We start from the raw sequence: 15,621 nt of genomic DNA on the forward strand, positions 1-15,621 counted from the left end.
TGGCCTCGTGCCGCCGGACATCCTCGCAGGGCGCGTCGACGCGCTGGTCGTGACCGCGCTGCAGGACGAGCTCGAGGCGGTGCTCGCGCTCGGCGAGGGCGGCCGGGACGGCTGGCGGGAGGCGCGGGATCCGGCCGGGTTTCCGTACTACGTCCGCGAGCTCCCGAACGACCGCGGCCAGCCGCTCCGCGTCGCCGCGGCGTGGTCGGGGCGGATGGGCGAGAGCGCTGCCGCGGCGAGGGCGCAGGGGCTCATCGAGGAGCTCGATCCGGGGTGCCTCGCGATGTGCGGCATCTGCGCCGGCAAGCGCGGCGAGGTGTCGCTCGGCGACGTGATCGTCGCCGACCGCGTCTACAGCCACGACGAGGGCAAGCGCGTCGCGCCCGGCGGCGACGGCGAGGCCGGCTTCTTCCACGACATCGAGACGTACAACCTCGAGCGCACGTGGAACATGGACGCCGCGCTCTTCGCGCGCGAGTTCGAGCGCGCGACGCCGCTCGCGCGCGAGCGCCCGCCCTCCAGGGCGTCGCAGGCGTGGTGGCTCCGGCACGCGCTCTACGCGAGCGTCGTCGACGGGGCGCCGCCGCCGGTCGCGCTGCCGGAGCGCGCCGCGCGGTGCCCGGGGTGGACCGAGCGCGTCGGCGAGCTGGAGGCCGAGGGCGTGCTCTGCATCGGCGACCGCGGCCTCGAGCTCACGGAGGCGGGCGTGGCGCAGGTGCGCCGGGAGCGCGTGATCCACCCGGACGGCCCGCCGCCGGCCCGGCCGTTCCGCGTGCACGTCGGCCCGATCGTCACGGGCAAGGCCGTGCAGGAGGACCCCGCGCTGTTCGAGCGGCTGAGGCCGATCGGTCGGAAGGTGCTCGGCGTCGAGATGGAGGCCGCGGCGATCGGCTACGTCGCGGAGCGCCTCGGGCGGCGGTCGATCATCGCGAAGGCGGTCTCGGACCACGGCGACCACGACAAGGACGACAGCTTCCGCGCGTTCGCGTGCCGCGCCTCGGCGGAGTTCCTGTTCGCGTTCCTGCGGCGCACCCTCTCGCCAGGGCGCGCCGAGCACGCCGGGCGAGGCCGCGGGCTGCGCCGCTTCCCGGCGCGCGCGCGGGGCGGCCACGCGGAGCCGCACGGCGATGAGATCCTCCTGCCGGGCGAGGGGCGCAGCGACGATTTCCTCTCGCGGGTCGAGCGCGTGTGCAGGCTGCGCGAGCCGGACGGCGTCAAGATCGAGTGGTTCGACGCGCCCCTCCCCTTCGGCGTCTACCTGCGCGTGTCGGTCAACGAGGGCGGCATCGTCCGGATCGCGCCGCTCGCGGCGCTCGAGAGCGGCATCTCGACCGAGGCGGTCTCCGCGTTCCTGGAGAGCATCGACGCCTCGTACCGGCGCGACGATCCGGGCCTCGTGTCCACGCTGGTCTACGGCGGCGAGCCCGCGCCGGAGGAGCTCGTGCGTTACGCGAGCGCGCGGCGCGTGCGCCTCGTGCGCTTCCTCGAGTACCAGGGGCTCATCGACTTCCGCGGCTACCTGGCGTGGCAGAACGCCAGGCTCGATCGGGACCCGACGTACCCGTCGGCGCTCTATGTCGAGCAGCGCATCGCGCTCACGATGGGCCAGGAGGAGGCGCTGCGCGAGCGCGCGCTCGACGCGTTCATCGAGCTGCTCGACTCGGAGCACAGCCGGTTCGTGCTGGTGCTCGGCGACTTCGGCACCGGCAAGACGTTCCTCCTGCGCGAGCTCGCGCGGCGCATGGGCAAGGCTGGAGGCCCGCTGACGCCGGTGCTGATCGAGATGCGCGCGCTGGAGAAGGCGCGCGACCTGAACGCCCTCATCGCGCAGCACCTCGCGCTCGCGGGGCTCGGCAAGATCGACCTGCCCGCGTTCCGGCACATGCTCGCCGAGGGGCGGATCGCGCTCCTGTTCGACGGCTTCGACGAGCTCGCCTTCCGCGTCACCTACGACCGCGCGGTCGAGCACTTCGACACGCTGATCCAGGCGGCGCAGGGCAAGGCGGCGAAGGTGGTGGTCACGAGCCGCAGCCAGCACTTCATCTCGGAGCAGCAGGTGCGTTCGGCGCTCGCGGAGAAGGCGGCGCTCTTGCCCGGCTACCGGCTCGCGCGCCTCCTGCCGTTCACCGGGGCGCAGATCCACCGGTTCCTCGTGAACCGGCTCGGCAGCGAGGAGGCCGCGGACGCGCGTATGCGGCTGCTCGCCGACGTGAAGGATCTGCTCGGCCTGTCGGCGAACCCGCGGATGCTGGGGTTCATCGCGGAGATCGAGGAGGCGCAGCTCCGGCAGGCGAAGGCGGGCGACGGGGAGATCACGTCGGCGGGGCTGTACCGGCTCCTGCTGGACCGGTGGCTCGTCTGGGAGTACGAGCGCGCGCACCCGAGGGGCGCGCAGCCGGGTCTGTCGGTGGCGCAGCGGTGGCGTGCGGTGACGGCGCTCGCGACGCGGCTGTGGCAGCGCACGGAGCAGAGCGTGAGCATCCGCGAGCTGCCGCCGGAGCTCATCGCGGCGCTGCAGGCGCTCGGGCGGCACGAGCTCGACGTGGGGGTGGCGACGCACGAGATCGGATCGGGCACGCTGCTCGTGTGGGACGACCAGGAGAACTTCCGGTTCATCCACCAGTCGGTGCTCGAGTGGCTCGTGGCGCGGGAGGCGGCCGAGGAGGTGCACCGCTCCGGCGAGGCGGCGGCGCTCGCGCAGCGCGAGGTGAGCGAGCTGATGGCCGATTTCTTCGGGGCGCTCGCGGGGCGCGAGGCGGCGGCGGCGTGGGCGCGGGTGGCGCTCGGCGGGGCGTGGGGGGCGGTGGCGGCGGCGAACGCGCTGCGGATCGACGGGCGAATGGGGCTCGGCGTGCGCGAGCGGATGAACCTCGCCGGGGCGGACCTGCGGGGGCAGGACCTCTCGGGGAAGGACCTGAGCGGCTGCGACCTGCGGGGAGCGGACCTGAGGGGGGCGAAGCTCGTGGGGGTCAACCTGAGCGGGGCGCGGATGGAGGGGGCGCTGCTCGATGGAGCGGATCTCTCGAGGGCGGCGCTCGCTGGGGCGGATCTAACGGGTGCGACGGCGGTGCGGGCGCGGATGGTGGGCGCGGATCTGACCGGAGCGACGCTCGCGTCGGTGAGGCTGCGCGGGGCGAAGCTCGTGGGCGCGCGGGGCGCGCGGTTCGAGGAGTGCGACACGTTCGGCGCGGCATTGCCAAACGCGGCCAGGTTCGAGCCGAGCTGGGTGCAGGTCGCGGAATGCAACGCTGTGGCGTTCAGTCCTGACGGGGCGTTGCTCGCATCCGGCCATGCTGACGGCCTCGCCCTGTGGGACATGGCGACCGGCAGCGCGCTTCGCATGCTGCTGGGGCACTCCGGACCGGTGATGAGTATCGCGTTCAGCCCTGACGGCGACACGCTCGCCTCCGGCGCGAAGGACGGCACCGTTCGGCTATGGGACGTTTCCACAGGCAATCCGCTCGGCTTGCTGAAAGGACATTCGCGCGCCGTGATGAGCGTGGCGTTCAGCCCCGACGGCATGACGCTGGCCTCGAGCACCTGGAATCAGGATGCACGCATCTGGGAAGTGGCGACCCTCAATGAAATCGGACTGCTGCAAAATCAGCCCTATGCGCCGTTGGTCGTGGCCGCCAGTCCTTCGGGGAACACGATGGTTTCGGGCTCCCGGGACGCCATGGTGCTGGCGCGATTCTGGCAGTCGTTAGCAGGCCGATTGCTGCAAGAGGTCGGTGGCAACGCGGCCTGGCTGCCGACCGTGGCGTTCAGCCCCGATGGAGCGACGCTCGCTTCAGGCTCCCGCGATAATGAGGTGCGGCTCTGGCGGGTGTCGACGGCAGAAATGCTGCACGTCCTGCGAGGCCATTCGGATTCGGTGCTGAGCGTGGCGTTCAGCCCCGACGGCATGACGCTGGCTTCAGGCTCCCGCGACGGCACGGTGCGGCTCTGGCAGGTGTCGACCGGCGAAACGCTGCGCGTCCTCGAGGGCCACTCAGATCGTGTTTTGAGCGTGGCGTTCCACCCTGACGGCGCAACGCTGGCGACGGGCGCTCGCGACGGCACGGTGCGGCTCTGGCAGGTGTCGACCGGCGAAACGCTGCGCGTGCTGAAGGGGCGCTCCCAGCTCATGGTGAACATGGCGCTGGCCCGTGACGGCGCGACGCTCGCCTCCGCCTCCGCAGAAGGCAGCATTCAGCTCTGGAACGTGTCGATGGGAGATGTGTCGTGCGCTCAGGTGGGGCACCGCGACTACTTGATGGATCTCGCCTTCAGCCCCGATGGCGAGACCCTGGCTGTCGCTTCGTACGACAACACCGTCCGGCTCTGGCACGTCGTGACCGGCAAGCTGGTGCACAGGCTTCAAGAGCATTCTCACTCGGTGTTGAGCGTCGCGTTCAGCCCAGACGGCGCGGCGCTGGCCACCGGCTCCCAGGACAGCACGATACGGCTATGGGCGGCGACGACGGGCGCATTGCTGCACGTGCTCCGGGGTCACACGCGCGGCAGCGGCATCAGGAGCGTGGCCTTCAGCCCTGATGGTTCCACCCTGGCCTCCGGCTCGGGAGATGGGACCGTCCGGATCTGGGGCGTCGCGGATGGTGGCATGATTCACGAGTTACGCAGGCACAACGGCAGCGTCCTGAGCGTGGCCTTCAGTGTTGATAACGCGACGTTGGCCTCCGGCGGCTCCGATCACGAGCTCATCTTGTGGCGAGCGGCGACCGGCGAAATGCTCGGTACGCTGCCGGGTCATTCCGCGCATATCACCAGCGTGGTCTTCAGCCCGGACGGCGCATGGGTCGCGTCGGGTTCATCCGACGAGAGCATCCGGCTCTGGGACGTGTCGACTGGAGCCTTCGTTCGCGCACTCCTCGGGCATTCGGATGCGGTGCTGAGCATGGCGTTCAGTCCCGACGGCCGGACGCTCTTTTCCTGCTCTTCCGACAATACAATCCGCCTCTGGGACGTGCGTACCGGCGCGTGCCTCGCCGTGCTGCTCCAGCTCCCCGAGGGCTGGGTCGCCTTTCGCCCCGACGGTCGCTACAAGCTCGGCGGCAACGTCGCAGGCGGCTTCTGGCACGCCATTAACCTCTGCCGGTTCGAGCCAGGCGAGCTCGACGCGCTCATCCCTGGCCTGCGCATCCCGGACGACGAGCCGCTGCTCCCCGAGCGGCCTACGCTTCGCGGGGAATGAGCGCAGGGTGGTCGAGAGGTAAGCCGCTCCCGGCCAATCGCGGTCGAGGCGCGTGCGTCGTCCGGCTGCTCGGCTACCAGGGGCGTCGCCTGTTGGCCGGCCGCTGCCACGGTAGCGTTCGCGCCGCGCCCCGGCTGAGGTAAGCTCCGCGCGACCCAGGAGCCTCTCGATGAGCATTGCCCGAAAGCTGGATCACCCCGCGACGAGGGCGGACCTCGACGCGCTGCCTGACACGATGCGTGGCGAGATCATCGACGGCAACCTCTACGCCTTCCCTCGCCCTCGCGCCCCGCACGGGAGCCTCGAGACCAGCATTGCCACCGACCTTCACGGCCCTTTTCAGAAGCGGCGCAACGGCCCAGGGGGCTGGTGGATCCTCATCGAGCCGGGCGTCGAGCTCCCTCGCGCCCCGGAGATCTCGCCGGACGTCGCGGGGTGGCGGCGCGAGCGGCTGCCTCGCCTGCCCGTGAAGGAGCCCATCCGCGTCGTGCCGGACTGGGTCTGCGAGGTCCTGTCACCCGGGACACGCGCTCATGATCTCATCGTCAAGCGGCGCTTCTACGCCGAGATCGGCGTGAGCCACCTCTGGTACGTGGACCCCGAGGCGAGATCGCTGTCGGTCAGCCGTCTCATCGACGGCAGGTGGCTTGAGCTCGGCGTCCACGGCCCGACGGAGCGGGTGCGCGCCGAGCCCTTCGAAGAGATGGAAATCGATCTCTCCATCTGGTGGGAGGACCTCGACATCGAGGGCGATTGACCACCTCGATCCCGCCCACGGTCGTACAGGCGAGGCCTCGGCCTCGGTCCCCGCTCGCGGGACAGCGCGGATTGTTGGCCCCGCCCCGGACACGCCTGTAGACGGCGCCCGATGGGCTCGACCCGGACGGCCTGGCATGTGCTGCTCGTCGCGCTGCTCAGCCAGCGCGGCTCGCGGCGGTTCGAGGTGCGCAGCGAGGTGCCGCTCTCGACGGAGCCGCTCCGCGCAGACTACCTGCTGCTGCGCGGCAGCGCGGGGCCGAGCGAGCCGGCCGGCACGCTGAAGCGGCTCTGGGACCTGCTGCCCAGGGACACGATCGTCGAGTTCAAGAGCATCGGCCGGCCCTACCGCCGGCGCAACCTCGACCGGCTGTGCAGCTACCTGCACCTGTACTGCGCCGACGAATCCGAGCGCATCGAGCGGCGGAGCGACCTGTGCGGCGTGCTGCTCGTCCCGTCGCGCACCAGGTCGCTCGACGCGGACGTGGCCGACCTCGGCCTGGAATGGGGCGACCTCGGCGGCGGCTACTGGCGGCTCCACGGCGGGGCCTTCGCGCTGCTGGTCGTGGAGATCGACGCCGCGGCGGAGGCCGAGGACGACGATCTGCTACGCTTGTTCGGGCACGGCGAGGCGCGCACCATCGAGGCCCGCCGGTGGCTCTCGCAGCAGCTTGGAGCCGAGGAGATCGCCATGGACATGCACGATTTGGAAGGCTTCGACGAGGTGATCAGGAAACTCCTGGCCACCCTGCCGCCCGAGCGGGTGCTGTCGGCCTACGCCCCCGAGCAGCGCATGGCGGGCTTGCCGCCGGAGCAGCGCCTCGCGGGCTTGCCGCCGGAGCAGCGCATGGCGGGCTTGCCGCCGGAGCAGCGCCTCGCGGGCTTGCCGCCGGAGCAGCGCATGGCGGGCTTGCCGCCGGAGCAGCGGGTCGCGGGCCTGCCGCCCGAACAGGTGCTGCTCGCCTTGCCGGACGAGGTGCTCCGGGCGCTCTCCGATTCCTACCTCGACACGCTCTCGGCAGAGACGCGCGCTGCAATCCGCGCGCGCATCGGACGGTAGGGGCGCAGCACCCACCCCGGGAGCGGCAGCACCGGTTCTCGCGGAAGCGCCGGGAATAACGTGCGCGGGCGAGGTTCGCTGCTCCGGGACCCCTCTGGCAGGCCGGCATCCGCCGAGCCCGCCTAGACTCCGGCCGATGCTCCTCCCCCCGAAAGCGACCGGCTTCGCCGCCCCCGCAGGCGTGGCGCGTCCGTGGCCTTCCGTGCTGGCGACGTGGGGCCCTGGAGAGCGGAGCACGCTGCACGCCCACCACTGCTGGCACCTCGTGCTGGCGCTCGAGGGAGAGCTTCAGGTCCGCACGACCGACAAGAGCCCGTCTCAGCCGGGGAGCGCCGTTCTCACCACCCCGGACGTCGCGCATGCGATCGACGCGTCGGGCAGGCGCGTGCTCCTCGTGTTCGTCGAGCCGGAGAGCGCGGCCGGCGATGGGCTGGCCCAGGCGCTCGGGGCGTCGAAGCTCGAGATCGTGGGCGGCGAGACGGCGGACCGGCTGCGGTCGTGCATCGCCGCGGTCGGCGACGGCGAGCTCGCCGCGGCGCTGCCCGGCGTGTTCCAGGCGCTGGGGGTCTCGCTCCCGGCGCCCTCGCCGAGGCCGCGGCACCCGGGGATCCAGCGGGTGCTGCGCCACCTGCGGGCGGACGGCGGGAGCGCGGACACGTCGCTCGAGGCGCTCGCGCGCATGGCGCGCCTCTCGCCGGGGCGGTTCATGCACGCCTTCACCGAGAGCGTCGGCGTGCCGCTGCGCCCGTACCTCCTGTGGCTCAAGCTGGAGCGCGCAGGGGCGGCGATCGCCGGCGGCGCGCCGCTCGCCGAGGCAGCCGCCGCGGCCGGCTTCGCGGACGCGGCGCACATGACCCGGACCTTCCGCCGGATGTTCGGGGTGAGCCCCTCCGACCTGAGACGCCGTAGCCAGTTGGTTCAAGACGGCTGAAGGGCCGATTGCCACCTTGCGTGCATGGCACCTCTCCTTGTCCTCACGGTCTCGTTCGCGTTGCTCCTCGTCCTCGGTCGGCTCGGCGTCCAACACCTCGCGAGCTGGGTGACGTGCTTGCGGTACGCCCTCGCGGCGATGTTCCTGCTCACCGCATCGGCCCACTGGGGGAGCCGGCGGGCGGAGCTCGTGGCCATGGTGCCGCCGGCGCTGCCCGATCCCGAGCTCCTCGTGACCGCCACGGGGGTCCTGGAAATCGCGGGCGCGGCGGCGCTCCTCGTGCCGAGGCTCGCGCCCTGGGCCGCCATCGGGCTGACGATCCTGCTCCTGGCGATGTTCCCCGCGAACGTCCACGCCGCGCGCGCGGGGCTCACCCTCGGCGGCAGCCCGGTGACGCCGCTCGTGCCGCGCACGCTCCTTCAGATCGTGTTCGTCGCGGCGACGGTCGCCGTGGCGATCAAGACACGTGGCCGGAGCCGGAGGTGATCGGCGCGTCGCTCGAGGAGGAGACGCGCGCCGCGATGCGCGCGCACAGGACGGTAGCGGCTCGCGGCCGGGACCGGATGGGGTGCCCGGGAACGCTTACCCGCCGGATCGGACACGTCCCCCCAGGCCCAACCACGGGCTGCCCGCCACCCCGGTGACAGGTTTGTAAGCCAGATTGCGCCTGCCCCGCGAAACGGGACGGAGCCCTGAGCGCACGGCGACGCCGGGCGCGTCGCGTCGGTCGGAGGGATGCAGGTCGCGCCTCCGGTGCCGGGGCCGTCGCGCGGGCACGATTTCGCCGGTGCGTGCGGGGCGCGGTCAGTGCGGTCGGATTGAACAGGTCGCCGGCGCCGTGGCACGGTCGCCGGCTGAACGAACCGCGCTGACGCGGAGGGAGACCCATGGGCGGAAACAAGGACAAGAAGGCTCGTGCGAAGGACGCGAAGGCCGACAAGAAGGCTGGCGCGAAGGCCGGTAAGAGGGATGACGCGAAGGTCGCGAAGGCCGGCAAGAGCGACGACGTGAAGGCCGCGAAGGCCGGCAAGAGCGACGACGTGAAGGCCGCGAAGGCCGGCAAGAACGAGGCACGGAGCGCGCGCAAGCGGGATCGGGCGGGCGTCGATCCCGCGGCGCTCATCGCGGAGGCCCGGAAGGACGCGTTCACCGACGAGGCCCCCGAGCGCGCCTTCGCGCACTTCCGGCCGCTCGCCGAGCGGGTGCCGGCGGCGGATCTGCCTGTCTTCACGGGGCAGCCGCTGCTCATGCGCGCGAACGTCAGGGCCGCGCTCGACGCGCTCGAGCCGCACCTTCCGGCCGCCGTGAGCGCGCTGCGCGAGCCCAGGCTCAAGGAGGTCTTCGAGCTGCCAGCGCTGGTCATGGCGCTCGACTTCAGCGCGGCGCGCGTGCCGGTCGCGACGCTCAGCGCGGGAGAGATCGACAGGATGCTGGCCGAAGGCGCGCCGTGGCGCGAGCTGATGCTGAGCTACCTCGAGGTGGCGTCGCACCCGCTGCTCGGCCTCTTGCCGCGCGAGCGGGTCGCCGCCGTGCGCGCGGGCTCGGGCAAGCTCGACAAGGCGCGCGATTTCGTCGCGCTCCCGGGGCTCTTCGCCGAGTTCTCCGCGGCGCTCGCTGGAAAGCACCCGTTCCCGGCCGACAGGCTCGACCTGCTCGCCACGCTGGGCGGCGCGCTGGTGCAGCAGGTACGCCCAGGCAACGCCGCCGCCGCGGTGCCGAAGCGCACCGAGGAGGCGATCCTGCGCGACCGGATCGCGGCGCTCGTCGCCGAGCGCTACGACCACCTCCAGGTGCTCGCGGCCGTCGCGCTCGGCAAGCGCAAGGCCGACGAGCTGCTGCCGGCACTCCGCGCCGCGGTCGCGCTCGGCAGCAACGGGGCGGCCGCGGCGCAGGAGGAGGCACCGGCGGAGACGCCGTCCGAGATCACGGACGGCGCGCCGGCCGGGATCGCGGACGGATGACCCGTTGAACGATGTGGAGGGTGCGCCGTGCGTGCGCCGCGCGCTGCGCACCCTCCCCGTCCTGAGCAGGCCCATGCGGCGGCCCGAGAAGGTCGTCTGTTAGACTGACGCCGTGGCGGCAGACCTCATCGACTTCGGCATCGAGCGCAGCCGCCACGAGCACTTCTTCGGCCGCGAGGACGTGCTCGCGGCCATCGATCGCCACCTCGAAGGCGCGGGGGCGTCGGGGCGCTGGGTGCTCGTCACGGGCGGGCCCGGCATGGGCAAGAGCGCGATCCTCTCGCGATGGCTCGACCTGGAGGAGCAGCGCGGCCGCAGGGCGCCGCACCACTTCCTCCGGCGCGACGTGATGGACTGGGATCGGCCCGAGGCGGTCACGCGCTCCCTGTCGGCGCAGATCGAGGCGCACTACCCGGCGCAGAAGGACCCAGCGGCGAGGCCGGAGAGCCGGCTGATCGAGCTCCTCGCCAGGGTGTCGAAGCACGAGCTCGTCCCCCGTGGAGAGCGCCTGGTGCTCGTCGTCGACGGCCTCGACGAGGCGCGCAGCGAGGGCGCCGGGCAGAACCCGCTGCCGGGCTTCCTGCCGTACGCGCTGCCGCCGCGCGTGCACGCGCTCTGCGCCTCGCGCCCGCAGTACCCGCACCTCGGGTGGCTGGAGAGCCGAGGGAACGTGCGGCGGATCGATCTCGACGCGCCCGAGTGGACGGGCTCGAACGAGCAGGCCTGCCGCGCGTTCTGGGCCGACCAGGCGCCGCGGTTCACGCCGAGGCTGGACAGCCGGCTCGTCGAGGAGGCGATCGCGCGAGCGGAGGGGAACCTGCTCTATGCGGTGAAACTGCGGGAATGGCTCGAGGAGCAGCCGGTCGAACAAAGGCGCGTGGAGCGCCTGCCGCGGGGGCTGAACGGGTTCCTGGAGCAAATCTGGCAGCAGCTCCGGAGCCTGCCGCGCGAGCAATTCGGGCTCGTCGCGAACGGGCTCGGGCTGATCTGCGCGGCGCGGGAGGCGCTGCCGCTCGAGGAGATCGAGGCGGCGTGGGGGTGGAACGACATCGAGGCCGGGGAAGACTTCCTTCGCGCTGCGCGGGCGCTGCTCCTCGAGGAGCCGGCGTCGTGGCGTGGCGCGCGGGCGTACCGGCCGTACCACGAGGCGTTTCGCGCCTTCCTCGCGGAGAAGCTCGGGCCGAAGCGCATGGCCGAGCTGCACCGGCGGCTCCTGGAGACAACGGCGCGGTGGCCAGCGGCAGAGGGGGACAGCGATTTCCGGAGGCGGTATGCGGCGCGCCACGCGATCGCCCATGCGCTCGCGGCGGGTGAATGGGAGAAGGTGCGGGGGCTCTGCCGGGAGCTCGGGCTGCTGGAGGCGCTCTGCCGCGAGGAGGGGCCGGATGCGCTCGAGGATGCGCTGAGCCTCGGGGCGAAGGAGCTCGGGGACGACGAGCTCGATCTGCTCTACCGGGCGGTGCGGGCCGAGTCGCACTGGCTCATTGGAGCGCCGGAGGCGCTGCCAGAGCTGGTCTACAACCGGCTGCGCTCGGCCGGATGGGAGGCGGAGCGCATCGCGCGAACGCTGCAGCTGCCGCGCGGCCTACCGAGGATCCGGCTGCGGCATCCGGTACGGATGTGGACCGCAGAGGAGCGCACACTGCACGGCCACGCCGGGCGGTCAATGCCTGCGCGATCAGCCCCGACGGCCAGCGCATCGTCTCCGCATCACACGATAGCACGCTCAAGGTCTCGTACCTCGCGACCGGCAAGCTCCTCTCCACCCTCAAAGGCCACTCCGAGGCGGTCAATGCCTGCGCGATCAGCCCCGACGGCCAGCGCATCGTCTCCGCATCACACGATAGCACGCTCAAGGTCTGGGACCTTGCGACCGGCAAGCTCCTCGCCACGCTCGAAGGCCACTACTTGGGGGTCAATGCCTGCGCGATCAGCCCCGACGGCCAGCGCATCGTCTCCGCATCGTACGATAGCACGCTCAAGGTCTGGGACAGCTTGAAAGGGGAACTCCTGGCTTCAGCGCGCGGGACCAGCCCATTCGTCAGCGTGGCTGTGTCGCAGCAGATTCTCTGTGCGGGCGACGCAAACGGCAACCTCTGGCATCTCTATTTCACGAACTCGGAACCTCAAGAGGAAAGCCTTACTGCGAGAAGGCCCATCCGTCTCTTCTTCAGCTACTCCCACAAGGACGAGGCCCTCCGCGACGAGCTGGAGACCCATCTCGCCCTCCTCAAGCGCGAAGGTCTCCTCCAGAGCTGGCACGACCGACGCATCGCCGCCGGCGATGAGTGGGCTGGCCAGATCGACAGGAACCTCGACGAGGCCGACGTGATCCTCCTCCTCGTCAGCGCGGACTTTCTCGCCTCCGACTACCGCTTCGACACGGAGATGAAGCGCGCCCTCGAACGCCACGACGCCGGCCAGGCCCGCGTCATCCCGGTCGTCCTCCGGAAGAGCGACTGGCACAGCGCGCCGTTCGCCAGGCTCCAGGCGCTACCCAAGGAGGCCAGACCGGTCACCCTCTGGCGGGATCGCGACGAAGCCTGGACTGACGTGGCGCTCGGCATCCGGCGCGCTGTCGAGGCGCTCCGAGCGCGCTCCGGTTAGCTTCCCCGGCCACGTCCCTGGCCGCGCCCCTCACCGGTACGGCCCTCCCCGTCGCTCCCCCCGCAGCTCGCGCGCGAGCGCCAGCATCGACCGCAGCACCTCCCGCGCCGCCGCCGGATCCGCGAGCGGCGCCGCGAGCGCCACGGCGATCTCCCCCGGCGCCACCGCGATCCCCTCCTCCTCCACGACGCCCCCGAGCCGCGCCGCCTGGTCCAGGATCTCCGCCGCGATCGCCTCTCCCGGCGGCTTCATCGATCCTCCAGCCCCCCCGCTCGGCGGATCCAGCCGCACCGCGAGCCGCGTGCCGGCCGGCGCAGCCCCCTTGAACCGCGTCCGCACCTCGAACTGCGACCCCTCGAAGGTCCCCGAGAGCCGCATCGGCCCAACATGCAGCGCCCCATCGCTCTCCTCTGCAAAGCGCCGCCACGAGGGCAACCACGCCGCCATCGACGCCGGCGGCGGCAGGGCCGCACCGGCCTCCGCGATCGCCTGGGCAAGCGCCGCGACCTGATCCAGGAACAGGCCGAGCACCGATTCGTCGAACGCCCCCACGGCGCTCCGCACCCGCGCCCGCGCGTCGTTCAGGTCGACCCCACGGAACGCGCCCAGCGCAGCCCGCAAGGCAGGCGCGAGCGCCGCCAGCACCTGCGCGTCCTCCCGCCCGGAGGCCCGGAAACGCCCGTCGAACGTGGGATCCCCGGTGACCACGCCGACGCGCTCCAGGGCGCGCCGCGGCCGCACCTGAAGATCGAGGCCCCAGGGCTCCGCGATGTGCACCGTCGCGCCCAGGCCGGGCGCCGACCGCTCGTCCACCGGAGCCACCTCGACGACGCAGCCCGCTTGGACGCCGCGGAGCCCCAGCCCGTCCACCCCCTCACGCAGCGAGAGACCAGCCCTCTCGCCCGCGCGCGCCCAGACCGCGCGCCATCGGGCCGCGCCGACCCGTGGACGCTTCGCGTCGCCCCCGGGCCGCGGCGCGAACGAGCCGATGTCCACCGGCACACGGTGCACCACCCGGCCAGCCGCGTGCTCCAGCACCGCCTCCAGCGCGTACTCCAGAGAGACCTCCTCGGCGCTGAAGGTGGGCGCGAGATCGCCCGGCACCTCGATGCGGAAAGGCACCTCCTGCCCCTCATGGGTCCCCCCGAGATCCCGGAAGAACGACAGCCTGTGGGTCTCGCTCGACGAGCGCTGCCCTCCTGCATGGACCCGCTCGACGCCGACCAGGGCGACCTCGAGGGCGCTGGCGCGACGCCCCCCGAGCCCGCCGAAGGCGACGGCGCCGGTCAGCATGTCGCCGGGGGCGAACGTGCGATCCGGCAGCGATACCTCGACGAACGCGCCGGCCCCACGGGCGCTCGCGCCGGTGAACGGCTCGGTCCTCGGCCGCGGCCCGACCGCGGGCCGAACGACGACGTCCCCGCTCTCCTCCGCGTCGGGCCACCACGGGATGGATACAACCACGCGGATACCGCACTGGAGCTCGGCGACGAGCCCCATGTGCGTCGGCGGGACATCGCCGGGCAGCGTGAACGAGGCCCGGTAGCGATGCACGCCCTCGTCGAGGCGCCCCCGCCCGGTCACCTCCTCGCTGAGGACGAGCCGATCGCGCGCCTGGAGGACATCCTGGCGGCCCATCGACCAGAGCGTCTGCGTGTACTTCAGGGTCACGCGCACGAAGTCGATGGGCGTCACCGAGGCGCTGTCGAGCGAGAGCTCGACGTCGAACGTCTCGCCCGGATGCACGACCTCGGGCAGGCGCAGCGCGATGAACGGACGGCTCCTCATCGCCCCCGAGCGTAAACGATGGCGCTCGCCGGCGCGCTCTCTCCGGCGTAGCCGCCCTGCTCGCCCAGCAACGCGCCTGTCTGCCCAGCAGCGCGCGGTTCACCCGCCCCGCAGCGTCGCTCCGCCGCGCGCCATGTACGCCGCGAACAGCGCCGGCGCGAGCCGCTTCATCGCGCGCCGCGCCTCGATCACCGCCTCGCCGGACCGGCGCGCCTCCCGCGACGACGCCGTCGCGAGCGCCGCGACGAAGCGCCGCGCACGCGAGAGCGCCTCGCCCTGCCCGGCCGACCGCGGCTGCGCGACCGCAGCTCCACCGGGCGCGACCGCCGCCCCGGAGCCCACCTCGTCGAGCGCGATCCCGATGGGCGACGGCAGCACGCCCATCACGATCCCCACGGGCGCCGACCACGCGGCAGGCTCCTCCTCGATCTCGAGCTCGTAGCGCGCGACGTCGGGCAGGCCGCGCACCGCCTCGTCGCGCGCCGACGCGAGCGCCGCGTCGAACGGATCGCAGAGGAGCGCCTCCAGGTAGAGCCGCCGCGCCGCAGGCTCCCCGAGCGCCGTCGCCGCATCGGCGAGCAGGAACAGCGTGCGCGCGCTCCGCCGCGCCTGCGCGGCGGCCGAGAGCGAGGCGTGCGCCTCGGCCGCGTCGCCGGCGGCCAGCCAGTAGTAGCCGGGAGGCTGCCCGTCGAGCCGACCGTCGTCCCCGTCCGCCTCGCGGAGCGCCCCCGCCACCCGGCGCAGGAGCACGCGGTGCAGCGACGCGAAGGGGCCGCTCGCGGGCTCGAGGCTGCGCGCGACCCCGAGCAGCGCGGCCGCCGGCGCGGCGGAGCCGCTCGCCTGCACGAGCCCCTGCTCCAGCGCGGCGACGCGCTCGGACTGGCGGCGCACGTCGGCGTCGGCCGGGTGGAGCGCCGCGAGCTCCGCGAGCATCCGCCGCGCCTCGCCGAGCTCCCCCGCGGCGACCGCCTCGGCCGCGAGCGAGAGCTGCAACGTGCGCTGCGCGAACAGGTCGAGCTGACCGGCGCGCGCGCCGCCGCCTGGCGAGAGCCCCGCGGCCCCGCCGAGCGGCTCCGCGGGGAGCGTGCGGCCTTCGAAGAGGGAGAGCTGTCGCATCTCGAGATCGGGCTCCGCGCGGGCACGCCGAGCCTACCTCGAGCGATGCCACGTCGATGGCATTGCATCGTTCCGGGTGGGTTTGCCGATGCGTGTGCGCCGCTTTGCCTCCGGGACCACGTCCGCCCGGCGGCGCAACGCGCGGCAGCGCAGCGCGCGCCGCGCAGCACCTCGCCAGGAGAGGCGATCGAGCGCTCGCCGCGTGAGC

At 72.8% G+C, this 15,621-nt stretch carries 9 protein-coding genes and 2 pseudogenes; 9 read left to right on the forward strand and 2 right to left on the reverse strand.

Going from position 1 to position 15,621, the window contains the following annotated elements; translation table 11 throughout:
* Positions 1-7 precede the first annotated feature (7 nt).
* From WME76_RS15020 to WME76_RS15060, 9 genes and pseudogenes are all read left to right on the forward strand, one after another.
* Entirely contained in the window at positions 8-5,194 is a 5,187-nt protein-coding gene (locus tag WME76_RS15020) for a pentapeptide repeat-containing protein (RefSeq protein WP_437960805.1), read from the forward strand.
* A gap of 169 nt (positions 5,195-5,363) precedes the next feature.
* On the forward strand, positions 5,364-5,951 hold the full coding sequence (locus WME76_RS15025; RefSeq protein WP_437960806.1) for a Uma2 family endonuclease: 588 nt from the start codon (positions 5,364-5,366) through the stop codon (positions 5,949-5,951).
* Positions 5,952-6,062: 111 nt separating this feature from the next.
* Positions 6,063-7,010, forward strand: a complete 948-nt coding sequence (locus tag WME76_RS15030; protein ID WP_437960807.1) for a hypothetical protein — start codon at positions 6,063-6,065, stop codon at positions 7,008-7,010.
* Between the two features lie 136 nt (positions 7,011-7,146).
* Positions 7,147-7,941, forward strand: a complete 795-nt coding sequence (locus WME76_RS15035) for a helix-turn-helix domain-containing protein (protein ID WP_437960808.1) — start codon at positions 7,147-7,149, stop codon at positions 7,939-7,941.
* A 24-nt stretch (positions 7,942-7,965) separates the two neighbouring features.
* Positions 7,966-8,427, forward strand: coding sequence for a DoxX family protein (locus WME76_RS15040; protein ID WP_437960809.1), 462 nt, complete (start codon positions 7,966-7,968; stop codon positions 8,425-8,427).
* Positions 8,428-8,828: 401 nt separating this feature from the next.
* On the forward strand, positions 8,829-9,902 hold the full coding sequence (locus WME76_RS15045; protein ID WP_437960810.1) for a hypothetical protein: 1,074 nt from the start codon (positions 8,829-8,831) through the stop codon (positions 9,900-9,902).
* 112 nt (positions 9,903-10,014) lie between these two features.
* Positions 10,015-10,527, forward strand: a pseudogene (locus WME76_RS15050) (ATP-binding protein); the annotation flags it as partial.
* 914 nt (positions 10,528-11,441) lie between these two features.
* Positions 11,442-11,840: pseudogene (locus tag WME76_RS15055) on the forward strand (WD40 repeat domain-containing protein); the annotation flags it as partial.
* 108 nt (positions 11,841-11,948) lie between these two features.
* Positions 11,949-12,509: a toll/interleukin-1 receptor domain-containing protein gene (locus WME76_RS15060; protein WP_437962115.1), complete on the forward strand. Its 561-nt coding sequence runs from the start codon at positions 11,949-11,951 to the stop codon at positions 12,507-12,509.
* Positions 12,510-12,539: 30 nt separating this feature from the next.
* Here WME76_RS15060 and WME76_RS15065 read toward each other — a convergent pair whose 3' ends face one another.
* A complete protein-coding gene (locus tag WME76_RS15065) occupies positions 12,540-14,297 on the reverse strand; it encodes a hypothetical protein (protein ID WP_437960811.1) in 1,758 nt (585 codons plus the stop codon).
* Positions 14,298-14,396: 99 nt separating this feature from the next.
* Positions 14,397-15,413 carry a hypothetical protein gene (locus WME76_RS15070; protein ID WP_437960812.1) on the reverse strand — a complete coding sequence of 339 codons (1,017 nt, stop codon included), beginning with the start codon at positions 15,411-15,413 and terminating at the stop codon, positions 14,397-14,399.
* Positions 15,414-15,621 lie beyond the last annotated feature (208 nt).

The sequence above is a fragment of the Sorangium sp. So ce119 genome (assembly GCF_051524405.1).
GTDB classification, from domain to species: Bacteria; Myxococcota_A; Polyangia; order Polyangiales; family Polyangiaceae; genus Sorangium; species Sorangium cellulosum_G.